The sequence below is a fragment of the Mesorhizobium sp. M1169 genome, assembly GCF_040318345.1.
Taxonomy (GTDB): Bacteria; Pseudomonadota; Alphaproteobacteria; order Rhizobiales; family Rhizobiaceae; genus Mesorhizobium.
In genome coordinates this window covers 1-14,365 of sequence record NZ_JAMYME010000004.1, presented here as the reverse complement: position 1 = coordinate 14,365, position 14,365 = coordinate 1, and the positions used below count along the sequence as shown (strand labels likewise).

Below are 14,365 nucleotides of genomic sequence, written 5' to 3'. Positions count from 1 at the left end.
CCTGTCTATTCGTCGCTTGAGGTTCCGGCAGCACCAGGCGCCGCGGCGGCCGCCTTGAGACGCGCCTCGACACGGTCGCGACGTTCGACGCCGATCAGCTCGGCGACCCGCCACACGGTATTGTCCTCGAGCTCGTGCAGCTCGCCATCGGCATAGACGATCTCCCACATCAGGCCGATGAAGGCCTTTCGCGCCTCGGCGTCGAGATGGCGCTTGAGCACGCTGGTGAAGGCGTAGAGGTCGATCGCCTCATTGTCGGCCCGCTCGCCGGCAGCCGCCAACGCGTCGAGTTCGTCACCGCTGATCGAGTAGCTTTCCGCCAGCACCTTCTTGAACCGTTCCCATTCGCTATCCTGGCGCACCCCGTCGGCGTTCATCACGTGGAAAAGCAGGGCGGACGCGGCAATGCGCGGATCGTCGGCGCTGGGGCTGGCGCCACCACCGGACGGCAGATCCCTTAGAAACGACAAAACGCGTTCGAACATCAAATCATTCCCAATAAGCCGGGGTCCACTCGACCCTGATCAGAATAAACGAAACCGGCGCGTCGATTTATCCGCCGCGTCGTCTGGATCGACGCCGGGGTCGTCGGGCAGCCGCGTCAGCTCCTGCGCCGGCTCGACGGCCTCGGCATCTTCCGGCACTTGGGCAAACGCCGCCGCGGTGATTGGTGTCACATGATCCTCGCCGGCGCGGTCGTCCGTCTTCTCCTCGGTCGCTGTGCCCGGTGTCTCCGCCGTGTGCTCGATCGACCCGGCCCTTTCCTGTACCGGCCTGGCTGGAGCCGCCGCGATGGCCGGCACCTGCACCTCCGGCGTATCCTCATGACCGTCGATCAACTGCCCGAGCCGCTCCATCGGCGCCCGCCATTCGAATGCATCGAGCCTGCCGGTGATCGGCGATACCGGAGCCCAGCGGTCGGAGACGACGCCGTCGGCAACCCAGGCCGGGTCGCGCGGCGCTCTCACCGCCTTCGACAGCAACTGCCGCACCTTGCCCTGGTCGCCGGTCTCGGCCTCCTCGATATCGGCCAGCAGCAGATAGGCGCCTTCGCGGCGATCGATGCGGATGGCGGCTTCCGCCTCGCGGCGGGCGGTTGAAAAATCCTGCGCATCTAGCGCGGCGCGCGCCACGGCAAGCGAGGACTCGGCATGGTTCTTCTTCAGCTCCTGCAGCTTCTTTGCCCGGTTCAGCCGGTCGAGCACGGCATCGCCCGGCCTGGCATGGGTGTAGAGCTCGGCGATCTCCGGATGGGGCTCGGCCTTCCACGCCGCCTCGAGGATTTTCGAGCCTTTGCGCACGTCGTTCTGTCTAAACAGCAATTTCGCCGCGACGACCGCCGCCGGTGCAAAATCCGGCCGCAGCCGATTGGCTTCGAGCGCCGCCGTCCTTGCGGCATTGGCATCGCTGTCGATCAGCGCCTGCGCCTTGGCGGTCAGCAGCACGACGCGGCGCCGGTTGGCGGCGTCACGCTCGATCTGCCGGGTCGACTTCTGGGCGTCGACCAGTTTCAGCGCGCCATCCCAGTCGCCGCGTTCGGTCAGGTCTTCCAGCGTCGATTCGGCCGCCCAGGCCAGTTGCGGCGCTACCGCCGCGGCACGGCCGGCATAGTGGCGGGCTGCGTTGCGGTCGCCGAGCCGCTCGGCCTCGAGATAAAGCCCGCGCAGGCCGAGCAGCCGCATTTCGGGATCATCGAGCATGGTCTCGAACTTTTCGCGGGCGCCTTCATGGTCGCCTTCGAGCAGCGAGGCCTGCGCGTCGAGCAGCTGGATCAGTGGCTCCTGATCGGAGCGGATCAGCTTTGCCGCTTCCTTGGTCTTCTTGCGGGCGAGCGCGCCGTCACCGGCGCCGGCGGCGATCATCCCGGTCGACAGCGCCTGGTAGCCGCGGTCGCGGCGACGCACGCGGAAATAGCGCGAGATCGTATAGGGGCTGTTCCACAGCGCCTTGACCAGCCACCAGACGATCATTACCGCGGCAACCACGGCAACGACCGCCACCGCCGCGACCATCAGGCTGACCTGGTATTGATAGCCGTTGAAGGTGACGAGCATTTCGCCCGGCCGGTCGGCCAGCCAGGCGAAGCCGAGCCCGAGCGCAAAGACGACGGCAAGGAAGGCGAGGATGCGGATCATCGGGTTCCTCACGCCTTCATCGCGCCTGCGATGAGCGAATCGATCTGCGTCTCGACCTCCATCCGCGCTTTCAACTTGCCGGCAAAGTCGGCGCCGGCGGCCTTGGCCGCCTCAGGCAGGGTTTCATATTCGCTGAGCGCCTTGGCGTAGTCGCCCTGGCTGACCGCGACCTCCATGCGAGCGACGGTTTCCGGGACGCCGGTGCCTTCGACGGCGCCGATCGGCCTGACCTTGACCAGCGATTCGGCGCTGGACAGCAGCTTCTGCAGGATGCCGGCATTCTGGTCGATGGGCGTCGCGGCAGCGACCATCGCGTTGGCGGCGGCGTCCGCTTCGGCGGCGATCTCGGAGCGCATCGAGACGCCCTTTTCGGCATAGGTGCGCAACGTCGCGATCTCGGGTGCATCGGGTGAGATCGCGGCAAAGGTTTCCAGCTCGGCGGCGAACGGTGCACCACGGTCGAGCGCTGCCTTGAGCGCCGAAGCGGCAATGGCCAGTGCGATCTTCGGCTGCGAAGCCTGTGCATCGACCTTGCCGGAGATCTGTGAAACCGACTGTTCCAGGGCCGCAAGCCGGCTGTCCTGCGCCTTTGTCGTCTCGCCGGCCGATTTCACCAGCGCATCGAGCGCGGCCAGCCTTTCGTTGAGCGGGCCGAGATCGACCGGCGCCGTACCGCCGGCTTTGCCGAGGGCCGCAACCGCCGTCTCGATCTGCCTTACCTTGTCGCCAAGTGCTGCCAGGCCGGCATTGTCGCCGGCACCGCCTTGCTCGACCGCCGACTTCAACGCCGCGACGTCCGCCCTGACCTGATCCAGCGCCGACGACAGCCCGTCCACCTTGGCCGATGCGTCATTGTTGGCGCCGGCCTGTCTGAGGTCCGCGACCTCGCGTTTCAGCGAAACGATCTCACCATTGATCGCGTCGAGCGACACGCCGCCCGTCCCCGGCGCACCGAGCAGGCCGGCAAATTGCAGCCCGCCGGCCGCGGCGAGGGCGATGACGCCGCCGATAATACCGGCGGCGATGCCGTTGATGCCGCTTCGCTTCGGCTGCGCTGCCATATGGTCGTCCCTCGTCTCAGCTGTCTTCTCGCCGGAACCTGGGATCCTCGGTTCGTTGGCCCCGGTTCCGCTGGATGCATCTTCGAAGCTGTAATCGGAAACCGCGGAGCGCCCGGCCGGCGCATCCGAACCGGCGGGATAGGGGGTTTCCGCTTCCCTGGCAGAATCGTCGCCGGCGTCCGCCGGCTCTTGCGTGCCGGCCGGCGCGGCTGCGTCGGCATGTTCCCATGGCTCGAGATCGGTCTGGTCCGCATGCACCGGCTCTTCAGGTGGCTCCGGCTGCGAGGCGTTCGCCGCTTCCTCGGCCCGCGCCTCGTCGGTCTGCGAGGTCACGGCATCCTGTTTGTCGGCGACTCGCGAGACGGCGCCAGGCTCAAGCTCGATGGTCACCGGCTCACGGCGGCTCTTGGAATGCCGCATCTTCGGCGTCTTGACCATGCTCGGGCTCCGCAAAATTCGCTTCGGGATGGTTGAAAGGGTCTAGCACATCACCAAGCGGTGAAAAGGGGCGGCGTGATGACGCCACGGCTTGGAGTTCAGTTTTGGCAAAACGCCGCAGGGCCGAATCCACGTTTCAAGCCAAGGCCCATGCTCGGCACACAAAAAACCCGCCTCGGCGGGCGGGTCGTTGGAGCCAATTGGCACCATAGCCAAATTAGTAGCATAGCTGCCGGCACAAAGCAAGAACAAAATGTGCCCGAGAGCAATCGCCTGAGTTTGGCGCCGCCCCTCGAGGACGGCACAGAGCCGCCGCTAATGCCATCAGCGCGGCGCCTGCAAAAGTCCCAGCAGCGCGTCCTCGCTGGGCTCAGGCGCAATCCGGATCTCGGCTACATCGCCCAAGGCCGCGGCGATGCGCCCCGATAATCCGAAAAAGCGCGTTTTTTCAAAAACACCGCGCAGCACCGGCCGGCTAGCCAGGGCCTGCATAGCGGTGGCCGCCTTGGCCGAGTAGAGCAGCACCGCCTCGACCGGCCGGGCGGACAGGCGCGCAAGAACGGCCTCGTCGGAGTAATCCAGGACAACGGTGTCGTAGGTCTCGACGGCGCGGATCTGAACGCCCGACGCCAACAGCCCTTCCTCGAAGCCGGGAAATCTTACCCGCCCGCAGAGATAGACGATCGTCTGCCCCGCGTAACCGCCAGCAAGCGCATCGGCCAGCGCCTCGGCATTGCCCGGGCCTTCGCTGACCGACAGAAACCCGGCAGCGCGGGCGGCTTCCGCCGTCTTCCTGCCGACGGCGTGGCACGGCAAGCCGGCGAGCGCCGCGATGACCTCTTACGGCGCATGGCGAACGGCATTGGCGCTGGTGACCGCGACCGCCGCGGCGTCAGCGAGCGCGCCGGCATCGACCGGCAGCGTCACGGTTCCGGTCAATGGCAGCAGGATCGGCTGAAAGCCGGCATCCGCAAGCCGGCGCCCCGTGCGCGACGCGCCCGGTTCGGGCCTCGTCACCAGGACGCGGAGCATGTCAGGTCCAGCCATCGAAGAATGTTTCGCCGGCCTTGGCCCGAACGGTCGCCGCGGCTTCCGCGCCAATGCGCGCCGCCTCCTGCGCCGGCCCTTGCAGCCTGACTTCATGCGACTGCGTGCCATCGGGCGAGATGATCAGCCCGGCAAAGGAAACCGTTCCGCCCGATATCGTCGCATGTCCGGCGATCGGCGTGCGGCAGGACCCGTCGAGCGCCGCCAGGAAGGCGCGCTCGCAGGCCAGCGCCTCGCCGGTCGGCCGGTCGTCGATCGCTGCCAGCATCTGTTCCACGTCGCGGTCTCCGATGCGGCTTTCGATGCAGATCGCGCCTTGCCCCGGCGCCGGCGGAAAGACCTCGAGCGGCATCAGGTCGGTGACGACGTCTTCGAGGCCGAGCCGCTTCAGCCCGGCATAAGCGAGGATGGTGCCGTCGGCGATGCCGTCGTCGAGCTTGCGCAGCCGCGTCTGCACATTGCCGCGAAACATCACCACTTCGAGGTCCGGCCGCATCCGCCGGATCAGCGCCTGGCGCCGCAGCGACGACGAACCGACCCTGGCGCCTTGCGGCAGGCCGGCAATCGTTCGCGCCGCCTTGCCGATGAAGGCATCGCGCGCGTCTTCGCGCGGCAGGAACGCGGACAGTTCCAGCCCCTCGGGCAACAGCGTCGGCATGTCCTTCGACGAATGCACGGCGATGTCGATGCGGCGCGCCAGCAGCGCCTCCTCGATCTCCTTGGTGAACAGGCCCTTGCCGCCGGCTTCCGACAGCGGCCGGTCCTGGATGCGGTCGCCGCTGGTCGAGATGACGACCACCTCGAAAGCTTCCGCCGGCATGCCATGCGCCGCCATCAGCCGCGCCTGCGTTTCATGCGCCTGCGCCAGCGCCAGCGGGCTGCCGCGTGTTCCGATTTTCAAGGTTGTTTGCATGACGCGCCGTCCGTGATAACCCCCGGCAGGTTTTCGGGTGTTCTCCTATCGGGGAAAGGCCGACAGTACAATCTGTACGATTTTTGGACAGCGACGAATTGATCCGCGTTCTGGGCATCGAGACGAGTTGCGACGAGACCGCCGCCAGCGTGGTGGCGCTGGACGGTCGCAGCACGCCGCAAATCCTGTCGAACATCGTGCTCAGCCAGATCGAGGAGCATGCTGCTTTCGGCGGCGTCGTGCCGGAGATCGCCGCGCGCGCCCATGTCGAGGCGCTCGACGGCATCATCGAGGCAGCGCTGGCCGATTCCGGCGTCGAGCTCGCCGACATCGATGCGATTGCCGCCACCGCCGGCCCCGGTCTTGTCGGCGGGCTGATCGTCGGCCTGATGACGGCCAAAGCAATCGCCGCGGCAGCAAAAAAACCGCTGATCGCCATCAACCATCTCGAAGGCCACGCGCTGACGGCCAGGCTGACCGACGGGCTCGACTTTCCCTACCTCTTGCTGCTGGTCTCCGGCGGCCATACCCAGATCGTCGCCGTGCGCGGCGTCGGCGACTACCAGCGCTGGGCGACGACGATCGACGACGCGCTTGGCGAAGCCTTCGACAAGACGGCCAAGATGCTCGGCCTGCCCTATCCGGGCGGACCGAATGTCGAGAAGGCGGCGGCAACCGGTGACGCGACGCGTTTCGCCTTTCCGCGCCCGATGAAGGGCTCCGTGCAGCCCGATTTTTCCTTCTCCGGCCTCAAGACCGCGGTGCGCCAGGCGGCAACCGCGATTGCCCCGCTGAGCGACCAGGATGTCGCCGATATCTGCGCCTCGTTCCAGGCGGCGGTCGCGGATGCGCTGGGCGACCGTGTTGCGCGGGCGCTGACCCGGTTCCGTCAGCAATTCCCGGACAAGGCCGAGCCTGCATTGGTTGTCGCCGGCGGCGTCGCCGCCAATCGGACCATCAAGGCGACATTGCAGGGCCGGTGCGAGCAGGCCGGGTTCAGCTTCGTCGCGCCGCCGCTCAACCTCTGCACCGACAATGCGGCGATGATCGCCTGGGCCGGCATCGAGCGCTTGCGCGCCGGCATATCAGGTGAAAACGCCGCCGATTTCGTGCCGCGCTCGCGCTGGCCGCTGGACAGCGTCTCGGCCCCGATGGTCGGCTCGGGCCGGCGTGGGGCCAAGGCATGACCGGCAGCGAGCACAAGGCGCCAAGCGGCTGGCGCGTCGCCGTGCTCGGCGGCGGCGCCTGGGGCACGGCGCTGGCGCTGGCCACGCTGCGCGCCGGTCATTTCGTCCGCCTCTATGCGCGCGACCCGGAGACCGTCGCGGCGATCGACCGTGGCGAAAATCCGCGCTATCTGCCGGGCATCGCGCTCGATCCCGGCATCGTGGCGACGAGCGACATCGAGGCGGCGCTCGACGGTGCAGACTGCGTTCTGGCGGTAGCGCCGGCGCAATCGTTACGGATTATGCTGACGGCCGCGTCCAGCCAAATGCCGGAAGGCGTCCCGCTGGTCCTCTGCGCCAAGGGCATCGAGCGCGACACCGGCGCGCTGCTATCGTCCATCACCGAGGAAATACTGCCGGCAAATCCGGTCGCCGCTTTGTCCGGCCCAAGCTTTGCCACCGATGTCGCCAGGGGCCTGCCGACGGCCGTCGTGGTCGCCGCCCGCGACGAGGCTCTGGCCACCGAGCTTGCCGCCCGCTTTTCGGCGGAAAATCTGCGCTGTTATTCGAGCGACGACCTGATCGGCGTCGAGATCGGCGGCGCGCTGAAGAACGTCTTTGCCATTGCCGCGGGTGCCGTCACCGGCGCCGGGCTCGGTGCCAGCGCCCAGGCGGCGATGGTGACGCGCGGCTTCGTCGAATTGCGCCGCATCGGCGCCGCCTTTGGCGCCAAGCCGGAGACGCTGATGGGGCTTTCCGGCCTCGGCGACCTGCTGCTCACCTGCTCGTCCGCGCAGTCGCGCAATTTCGCCTATGGGCTGGCGCTGGGGCAAGGCAAGCCGCTTGCCGGCCTGCCTTTGGCCGAAGGCGTGCCGACGGCGGCAATCGCCGCCCGCATCGCCGGCGAGCGCCGGATCGACGCGCCGATCATCGCCGCCGTCGCCGCCATACTGGACGGCACCATAACCATAGACCAGGCTGTGTCGGCGTTGATGACAAGGCCACTCAAGACCGAAACCGACATGTAATCGCGAACGATTGCGGAGATGGAAAGATGCTGTTTGCGTTGATTTGCAAGGACAAGCCCGGAAGGCTGCAGGTGCGGCTCGATACGCGGCCCAAGCACCTTGCCTTCCTGGAAGGGCTGAACGGCGACAAGAAATTGGCCTTCGCCGGCCCGTTCCTCGACGCCGACGGCAAGCCGAACGGCACTCTCGCCGTTGTCGAGGCGCCCGATCTGGCTGCGGCAAGAGCCCTGTCGGCGGCCGATCCCTATACCAAGGCAGGGCTGTTCGAAAGCGTCGAAATCCGGCAGTGGAACTGGAGCTTCAACAAACCTGTGAGTGAATGATCGTTCGTTCGCGCTGCCCCTCATCCGCCTGCCGGCACCTTCTCCCCGTGAAGAACGGGGAGAAGGGAGAAGCTCCAGCGCTGGCGACCCCTCTCCCCGTCCTTACGGGGAGAGGGTAAGGGTGAGGGCAGCGCCAACGCTGGATAGCGACAAACCGACAACGGCAACGGGACAACTGAGATGAACTACTGGCTGTTCAAATCCGAACCTTCGGTCTTCTCCTTCGAGGACCTCAAGGCCAAGGGCAAGGCCGGCACGCAATGGGACGGCGTGCGCAATTATGCGGCGCGCAACAACATGAAGGCGATGCAGATCGGCGATCTCGGCTTCTTCTACCATTCCAATGACGGGCTCGACATCGTCGGCATCGCCGAAGTCTGCGCTCTGGCCCATCAGGACAGCACCACCGACGATCCCCGCTGGGAGTGCGTCGACATCCGCGCCTTCAAGGCCATGCCGAAGCCGGTGACGCTGGAGCAGGCCAAGGCCAATCCAAAGCTGGCCGACATGGCGCTGGTGCGGCTCGGGCGGCTGTCCGTGCAGCCGGTGACGCCGGCCGAATGGCAAGAGGTTTGCCGCATGGGCGAACTGACGCCGGCGCCATGACGGCGCTGACGCCGGACAGCGCCAGGAAATTCATCCTCGACAACACGGCGCTGATGGCGCCGCCGCATGTGCCGGAGATCCGCCTGCACCTGGCCGACGAGGCGCACGAACTGTGGCAGCGGACCGAGGACGAGCTGACCGAAATCGGCCTGCCGCCGCCCTTCTGGGCTTTTGCCTGGGCCGGCGGCCAAGGCCTTGCCCGCTACATCCTCGACAATCCGGCGGCGGTGCGCGGCAAGCGCGTGCTGGACTTCGCCTCCGGCTCCGGCCTTGTCGCCATTGCCGCGGTGAAGGCCGGAGCTGCCGAGGTGATCGCCGCCGATATCGACCCATTCTGCGCGACCGCGATCCGCCTCAATGCCGAGGCAAATGGGACCGAGATAAAATTCCTCGCCGGCGATCCCATCGGCAGCGATGCCGGCTGGGACGTCGTGCTGGCCGGCGATGTGTTCTACGACAAGTCCTTTGCCGACGGGCTGATGCCGTGGTTCGCCCGGCTGAGGGCGCGCGGTGCCGACATTCTCGTCGGCGATCCCGGCCGCTCCTATCTGCCGAAGACCGGGCTGGAGCCGCTTGCCGTCTACGAAGTGGCGGTGACCCGGGCGCTGGAGGACGCCGAGGTCAAGCGCACCACCGTCTGGCGCCTTGCTTGACTGCATCGCCGAACAGGCGTTCCATCGCGCAATCGACCGGAGGGAACCATGGATTTTTCAGCAATCAATTGGCTGGCGGTAATCGTCGCCGCCGTCGTGGCGTGGTTGTTCGGCGGGGCCTGGTACATGGGCTTGAGCAAGCCGTGGCTGAAGGCCGCCAAGCTTGATCCGGCGACGATGAGCAAATCGATGCTGCCCTTCGTCGTCTCCTTCATCGCGGAGCTCGTCATGGCACTGGTCATGTCGCTGATCATCGGCGCCGTGACCGGCGGCGAACCGAGCCTGCTTGCCGGGGTGATCTTCGGCTTCGTTCTCTGGCTGGGGTTCGTCGCCACCACGCTTTCGGTCAACCATCGCTACGAAGGTTTCGGCTGGGATCTGACGCTCATCGATGTTGGTCACTGGCTCGGCGTGCTGCTTCTCATCGGCGCGGTGATCGGCTGGTTCGGCGCGGCGGCGGGCTGACCGTCAGCTCGGGGTCCTGGCGATTTCCTCAAGAAGCCAATCGCGAAAGGCGACGATGCGCGGATCATTCGCCGCGGTCTCCGGATAGACCAGGAAATAGGCGAATTCAGGCGCGACCTTGATGCCGAGTTCGAACGGCCGGATCAGCCTGCCTTCCGAAAGATCGTTTGCCACCATGGCGAAATCGGCGAGCGCGACCGCGTTGCCGTCGAGCGCGGCCTGGACGGCATCCGTCGAATTGCCGAACACGATGGTCCGGCTGTCGTCGAAATCGTCGACGCCCGCCGCCGCCATCCACATGCTCCAGTTGGGCCAGGTGACGCCCTGGCGCGACCACTCGATATGGGCCAGCGTATGATGGAACAGGTCGCGCGGCTCCTTGAGCGGCGGCCCTGACCGCAGCAAGGCCGGGCTGCAGACGGGGATGATGACGTTTTCGAACAGCCGGTGCGAGCGAAGCCCCGGATATTTGCCGGTGCCGAAACGGATGCCGAGATCGACGTCGTCGCGATCGAAGTCGCGCACCTCGTAACTGATGTCGAAACGCAGCTCGATTGCCGGATGCTGCTTGCGAAAATCGTCGACGCGCCGCATCAGCCACTTCGTCGCGAATTGCGCATCGAGGGTGACCTTCAGCAGCGCCGATCCGCGCGCCGTCTTCTGCGCCCGTGAGACGGCCCGGCCAAGCAGGTCGAGCGCATCGGTCGAAGCTTCGAACAGCACCGCGCCCGCCTCGGTCAGCCGGATCGTGCGGCTGGTGCGTGTGAACAGCACGATGCCGAGCTGATCCTCGATTTCCTTGATCTGATGGCTGACCGCTGCCGGCGTCAGGCCGAGCTCGTCGGCGGCGCGGGTGAAATTGAGGTGCCGCGCCGCTGCCTCCAGCGTCCGCAGCGCACGGGTTCCAGGCAGCAGGCGCGCCATCAGTGCCAGACGAGGAGGGTTCGGTCGAGGGTTCGGTCGAGCATTCCAATCATCAAATAGAACTTGAAGATGCAGAAAAAACTACTCGTTTCCCGTTTGAATTTCAATCCGCCATGCTCTGAGCATCGAAGAAACATCAAACCGGATTTGATGTCCGGAGAAGCGGATTGCACCATGTCTGACATCGCCTTGCGCTCGGTAACCCTCCGCCCGGCCTGGCTGCGCGCCGTGCTTGACTGGCTTCGGCACGCAAAAATCGCGGTCAATCTTCCCTACCAAAATGTCGAGGATCTCTCCGATCGCCAGCTTCGCGACATCGGCGGCGAACGCAAGGACATCGCACGCGCCATGGACCGCGAACTCGGCCGGCTCGGCCTTCTCGACATAGGGTGGCAAAGGAGTAGGGGAGTAGGGGAGTAGGGGAGTAGGGGAGTAGGGGAGTAGGAAAGCTAAGCGGCGCGCCCGCCCCTGTCTCTACTCTTACTGCCCTATTCCCCTACTCCCCTACTCCCCTATTCCCCTACTCCCTTATTCCCCTACTCCCTTACCTTACCACCCTTACCACCGTCCGCTCCGACAGCAGCGGCAGCAGCCGTGCCATGGTGCGGGCCGTTACCGCGACGCAGCCTTGCGTCGGCGTGAAGCCGGGGCGCGCCAGGTGGAAGAAGATGGCGCTGCCGCGCCCGCGCCGGCGCGGCACAATGTTCCAGTCCAGCACCAGGCAGGCGTCATAGAGATCGTCGGTGCGCAGCATCCGCTCATGGCTGGCGCCATAGGGGATTTTGACCGGGCGGTTGTAGTTGCGGTCCCCAGGCACTTCGCACCAGCCGAGGTCGCGGCCGATCGGCGTCATCGCCAGCCGCGTCCGGCGGCCGCCGGCAAAACGGTCGCCGCGAAAATATCCCGACAATATCCGCATCGAGGCAAGCGGCGTGGCGCCGTCGCCCTCGCGCTTGCCGGCCGAGATGCCGCCATGCCCCAGCGCACATGGAAACACCAGTTTGCCGGCCTGCAGAAAGCCCTGGCTGGGTTGGCCGGGGCGCGCGCGCACGGTGAGCACGGTGAGCCCTTTCGGCAAAATTGCGCCGACTGCATTGCGATCGTGTTTTTTCTTGTATGATCGTGCCACGGAACAAATCACTGTGAACGGCTGTTGTGCCGGTCAGCTTCCGCATAAACAGGCAGCGGTCAACTGAAATCTCTTTTCAAAACAACGGATTGATCCATGACTTCACGCACCATTCTGATCGTCGACGACGATGACGACCTGCGCGGCACCCTTGTCGAGCAATTGTCGCTTTATGAGGAATTCGATGTCCTGCAGGAAGCGACCGCCGCCAAAGGCGTCGCCACGGCGCGTGGCGGGCTCATCGACCTGCTCATCATGGATGTCGGCCTGCCCGACATGGATGGCCGCGAGGCGGTAAAGATATTGCGCAAGGGCGGCTACAAGGCGCCGATCATCATGCTGACCGGCCATGATACCGATTCCGACACCATCCTTGGCCTCGAGGCCGGCGCCAACGACTATGTGACGAAGCCGTTCCGTTTTGCCGTGCTGCTGGCCCGCATCCGCGCGCAGTTGCGCCAGCACGAACAGAGCGAGGACGCCACTTTCTCGGTCGGCCCCTACACGTTCAAGCCCAGCCAGAAGCTTCTGATCGACCCGCGCGGCGCCAAGGTGCGGCTGACCGAAAAGGAAGCCTCGATCATCAAATATCTCTATCGTGCCGACCAGAAGGTGGTGACCCGCGACGTGCTGCTGGAGGAAGTCTGGGGCTACAATTCCGGCGTCACCACGCATACGCTCGAAACTCACGTCTACCGGCTGCGCCAGAAGATCGAGCGCGATCCTTCCAACGCGGAAATTCTCGTGACAGAAAGCGGCGGCTACAAGCTGGTTCCTTAAACATTTCATTATTCAAATAAGCGATCCGGGCGGGGCGCTTTTCGGGTACGGTCCTGAGGCTGGAGGTGGTTTTGGATCGGCCTCGTAGGGGAGGAGTCGGACTGACGGTTCGGGGACATAGCTAGATGGCGCTGGATGACGACATCCGCATCCTGTCCACCGTGAGGCTCTTCGAGGGCTTTACGCAGGAACAGCTGCGTCTGCTCGCCTTCGGCGCCGAAACCACCATGTTGAAAGCCGACCACAAGCTTTACCGCGAGGACGACGAGGCTGATTCGGCCTACATCGTGGTCAGCGGCCGCATCGTCCTCTACCGCGAGCACGACGGCGAGCGCATCCCGATCGGCACCGTCGGCCCCGGCACCATGCTCAGCGAACTGGCGCTGATCGCCGACACCAACCGGCTGACCAGCGCCTCCGCCGAAATCGATTCGGAAGTGCTGCGGCTCAGCCGCAAGATGTTCCGCCGCATCCTCGAGGAATACCCGGAACTGGCGGTTCACCTGCACCAGCGCATTTTGGAGGATTTCCAGGCGATGATCCGCCGCATCGAGGAACTTGGGCCGCGTTTTGCCGGCTAATATAGCGCCTCTGGCCTAACCAGATCGACTTCGGAACTGCGAGGGCTCAGGGCCGGTGCGTTGCGGAAACAAGCTCGGCCTTGCGCCGTGCCGTCTCCAGTCCGAGCGCAATGAAGCGGCGCGCATGTTTGGCCAGCTCGATGTTGTCGGTCCACAGATTGCGCCAGATCGCGGTTTTCCGCGACAGGTTCGCGTCGACGATTTCCGAGGAGAAGGATTCGAAGCTGAGGTCGTCGCTGTAGCCGATGGCGGTCAGCGCATCGAATATCGCGGCAAAATCGATATTGCCGGTGCCGAGGAAACCGCGATGGCTCTCGCCGATATGGACATAGCCGATCTTCCCGACCGCATTGCGAATGGCCAAGCCGACATCGGCCTCCTCGATGTTCATGTGGAAGCTGTCGAGATGCAGGAAGATATTGTCGGAGCCGCTGTCCGCGATGAAGGCCATGCCTTGCGCGGCGGTGTTGAGCAGATTGCTTTCGAAGCGGTTGACGATTTCGAGGTTGAGGGTGACGCCGGCTGATTTTGCCGTGTCCGCCACCTTGGCCAGCGTGCCGGCGCTGCGGTCCCACTGGTCACGCGTTGGCGCCTCGCTCTGCAAGCCGTGGCTGGTGCTGAGGATGCCGGCAACCTTCTGGCCGCCGAGATCGCGGGTCAGCGCGATCGTACGTTCCAGGATTTCGACGCCGTGCGCGGCAATCGTTTTGTCGGCGCTCGAAATATCGCCGTCGGCCGGCAGTCCGATGCTGATCGCAACGCCGAGGCCGAGATCGGCGATCCGCTTGGCCAAGCCGTCAATGTCGACATTGGCGGGGTCGAGATAGGAGAATTCGATCAGGTCGAAGCCGGCTTCCCTGGTGTTGGCCAGCGTCCGCTCGAGGTCGCCCTGCGCCGAGCTCGCCGACCAGACGAATGAATGGATTCCGATTCGCGACATGATCGTCTCCGGTTATTTCCAGCTGACCCAAGTCCAAAGCGGTTTTGGCAATCCGATGCTCGGACAAAAAGGTGGGGGCGGGCCTACCCCCCGCCCCCCCCGAGCGGGGGGGGAACCCGCCCGGGGACCGCCCGGTAATAAAGATAAATTATGGACCGCTGCAAAAGACCGGCGGG

At 65.4% G+C, this 14,365-nt stretch carries 16 protein-coding genes and 1 pseudogene; 9 read left to right on the top strand and 8 right to left on the bottom strand.

All coding sequences use genetic code 11. From position 1 onward, the window contains the following. Window positions 1-5: 5 nt before the first annotated feature. From NKH41_RS05270 to hemC, 5 genes and pseudogenes are all read right to left on the bottom strand, one after another. Entirely contained in the window at window positions 6-485 is a 480-nt protein-coding gene (locus NKH41_RS05270) for a tellurite resistance TerB family protein (RefSeq protein WP_352470762.1), read from the bottom strand. Between the two features lie 39 nt (window positions 486-524). After that, window positions 525-2,135, bottom strand: a complete 1,611-nt coding sequence (locus NKH41_RS05265) for a heme biosynthesis protein HemY (RefSeq protein WP_352613169.1) — start codon at window positions 2,133-2,135, stop codon at window positions 525-527. A gap of 8 nt (window positions 2,136-2,143) precedes the next feature. Further along, window positions 2,144-3,634, bottom strand: coding sequence for a COG4223 family protein (locus NKH41_RS05260; protein ID WP_352613167.1), 1,491 nt, complete (start codon window positions 3,632-3,634; stop codon window positions 2,144-2,146). A gap of 324 nt (window positions 3,635-3,958) precedes the next feature. Further along, a pseudogene (locus NKH41_RS05255) lies at window positions 3,959-4,666 on the bottom strand (uroporphyrinogen-III synthase). Between the two features lies 1 nt (window position 4,667). Further along, window positions 4,668-5,594 (bottom strand): hydroxymethylbilane synthase, encoded by a 927-nt coding sequence (hemC, locus tag NKH41_RS05250; RefSeq protein WP_352767421.1) that lies wholly within the window; start codon window positions 5,592-5,594, stop codon window positions 4,668-4,670. Window positions 5,595-5,695: 101 nt separating this feature from the next. On the opposite strand from hemC, the gene tsaD reads away from it, so the two are divergent. The 6 genes from tsaD to NKH41_RS05220 all read left to right on the top strand — a co-directional run bounded on the left by tsaD (window position 5,696) and on the right by NKH41_RS05220 (window position 9,835). Continuing rightward, window positions 5,696-6,781, top strand: coding sequence for a tRNA (adenosine(37)-N6)-threonylcarbamoyltransferase complex transferase subunit TsaD (tsaD, locus tag NKH41_RS05245; RefSeq protein ID WP_352767673.1), 1,086 nt, complete (start codon window positions 5,696-5,698; stop codon window positions 6,779-6,781). Continuing rightward, window positions 6,778-7,788 (top strand): NAD(P)H-dependent glycerol-3-phosphate dehydrogenase, encoded by a 1,011-nt coding sequence (locus NKH41_RS05240; RefSeq protein WP_352767419.1) that lies wholly within the window; start codon window positions 6,778-6,780, stop codon window positions 7,786-7,788. The genes tsaD and NKH41_RS05240 overlap by 4 nt, the downstream gene beginning before the upstream one ends. Window positions 7,789-7,814: 26 nt before the next feature. Beyond that, a complete protein-coding gene (locus NKH41_RS05235; RefSeq protein WP_352704972.1) occupies window positions 7,815-8,111 on the top strand; it encodes a YciI-like protein in 297 nt (98 codons plus the stop codon). A gap of 180 nt (window positions 8,112-8,291) precedes the next feature. Continuing rightward, window positions 8,292-8,717, top strand: a complete 426-nt coding sequence (locus NKH41_RS05230; protein WP_352470769.1) for an EVE domain-containing protein — start codon at window positions 8,292-8,294, stop codon at window positions 8,715-8,717. Then, entirely contained in the window at window positions 8,672-9,370 is a 699-nt protein-coding gene (locus NKH41_RS05225; RefSeq protein WP_352767417.1) for a class I SAM-dependent methyltransferase, read from the top strand. The genes NKH41_RS05230 and NKH41_RS05225 overlap by 46 nt, the downstream gene beginning before the upstream one ends. A 48-nt stretch (window positions 9,371-9,418) precedes the next feature. After that, a complete protein-coding gene (locus NKH41_RS05220; protein ID WP_352509119.1) occupies window positions 9,419-9,835 on the top strand; it encodes a DUF1761 domain-containing protein in 417 nt (138 codons plus the stop codon). Window positions 9,836-9,838: 3 nt separating this feature from the next. On the opposite strand, the gene gcvA is transcribed toward NKH41_RS05220, so the two are convergent. After that, window positions 9,839-10,759: a transcriptional regulator GcvA gene (gene gcvA, locus NKH41_RS05215; protein ID WP_352767415.1), complete on the bottom strand. Its 921-nt coding sequence runs from the start codon at window positions 10,757-10,759 to the stop codon at window positions 9,839-9,841. Window positions 10,760-10,933: 174 nt separating this feature from the next. On the opposite strand from gcvA, the gene NKH41_RS05210 reads away from it, so the two are divergent. Continuing rightward, window positions 10,934-11,179 carry a hypothetical protein gene (locus NKH41_RS05210; protein WP_352451326.1) on the top strand — a complete coding sequence of 82 codons (246 nt, stop codon included), beginning with the start codon at window positions 10,934-10,936 and terminating at the stop codon, window positions 11,177-11,179. A 124-nt stretch (window positions 11,180-11,303) separates the two neighbouring features. Here the strand turns inward: NKH41_RS05210 and NKH41_RS05205 are convergent, their stop codons facing one another. Continuing rightward, window positions 11,304-11,840 carry a L,D-transpeptidase family protein gene (locus tag NKH41_RS05205; protein ID WP_245274862.1) on the bottom strand — a complete coding sequence of 179 codons (537 nt, stop codon included), beginning with the start codon at window positions 11,838-11,840 and terminating at the stop codon, window positions 11,304-11,306. Between the two features lie 144 nt (window positions 11,841-11,984). Here NKH41_RS05205 and NKH41_RS05200 point away from each other — a divergent pair, with 144 nt between their 5' ends. Further along, window positions 11,985-12,668, top strand: a complete 684-nt coding sequence (locus NKH41_RS05200; protein ID WP_023680479.1) for a response regulator transcription factor — start codon at window positions 11,985-11,987, stop codon at window positions 12,666-12,668. A 125-nt stretch (window positions 12,669-12,793) separates the two neighbouring features. Then, window positions 12,794-13,249 (top strand): Crp/Fnr family transcriptional regulator, encoded by a 456-nt coding sequence (locus NKH41_RS05195; protein WP_352470773.1) that lies wholly within the window; start codon window positions 12,794-12,796, stop codon window positions 13,247-13,249. Between the two features lie 46 nt (window positions 13,250-13,295). Here NKH41_RS05195 and NKH41_RS05190 read toward each other — a convergent pair whose 3' ends face one another. Further along, the gene (locus NKH41_RS05190) at window positions 13,296-14,189 is read right to left on the bottom strand and encodes a sugar phosphate isomerase/epimerase family protein (RefSeq protein WP_352767413.1); all 894 of its coding nucleotides are present in this window, start codon (window positions 14,187-14,189) and stop codon (window positions 13,296-13,298) included. Between the last annotated feature and the right edge of the window lie 176 nt (window positions 14,190-14,365).

Coding starts and splice junctions, on each gene's coding strand:
- NKH41_RS05270 (WP_352470762.1), bottom strand. CDS start 485: ATGTTCGAACGCGTTTTGTCGTTTCTAAGGGATCTGCCGTCCGGTGGT.
- NKH41_RS05265 (WP_352613169.1), bottom strand. CDS start 2,135: ATGATCCGCATCCTCGCCTTCCTTGCCGTCGTCTTTGCGCTCGGGCTC.
- NKH41_RS05260 (WP_352613167.1), bottom strand. CDS start 3,634: ATGGTCAAGACGCCGAAGATGCGGCATTCCAAGAGCCGCCGTGAGCCG.
- hemC (WP_352767421.1), bottom strand. CDS start 5,594: ATGCAAACAACCTTGAAAATCGGAACACGCGGCAGCCCGCTGGCGCTG.
- NKH41_RS05240 (WP_352767419.1), top strand. CDS start 6,778: ATGACCGGCAGCGAGCACAAGGCGCCAAGCGGCTGGCGCGTCGCCGTG.
- NKH41_RS05235 (WP_352704972.1), top strand. CDS start 7,815: ATGCTGTTTGCGTTGATTTGCAAGGACAAGCCCGGAAGGCTGCAGGTG.
- NKH41_RS05230 (WP_352470769.1), top strand. CDS start 8,292: ATGAACTACTGGCTGTTCAAATCCGAACCTTCGGTCTTCTCCTTCGAG.
- NKH41_RS05225 (WP_352767417.1), top strand. CDS start 8,672: ATGGCAAGAGGTTTGCCGCATGGGCGAACTGACGCCGGCGCCATGACG.
- NKH41_RS05220 (WP_352509119.1), top strand. CDS start 9,419: ATGGATTTTTCAGCAATCAATTGGCTGGCGGTAATCGTCGCCGCCGTC.
- gcvA (WP_352767415.1), bottom strand. CDS start 10,759: ATGGCGCGCCTGCTGCCTGGAACCCGTGCGCTGCGGACGCTGGAGGCA.
- NKH41_RS05210 (WP_352451326.1), top strand. CDS start 10,934: ATGTCTGACATCGCCTTGCGCTCGGTAACCCTCCGCCCGGCCTGGCTG.
- NKH41_RS05200 (WP_023680479.1), top strand. CDS start 11,985: ATGACTTCACGCACCATTCTGATCGTCGACGACGATGACGACCTGCGC.
- NKH41_RS05195 (WP_352470773.1), top strand. CDS start 12,794: ATGGCGCTGGATGACGACATCCGCATCCTGTCCACCGTGAGGCTCTTC.
- NKH41_RS05190 (WP_352767413.1), bottom strand. CDS start 14,189: ATGTCGCGAATCGGAATCCATTCATTCGTCTGGTCGGCGAGCTCGGCG.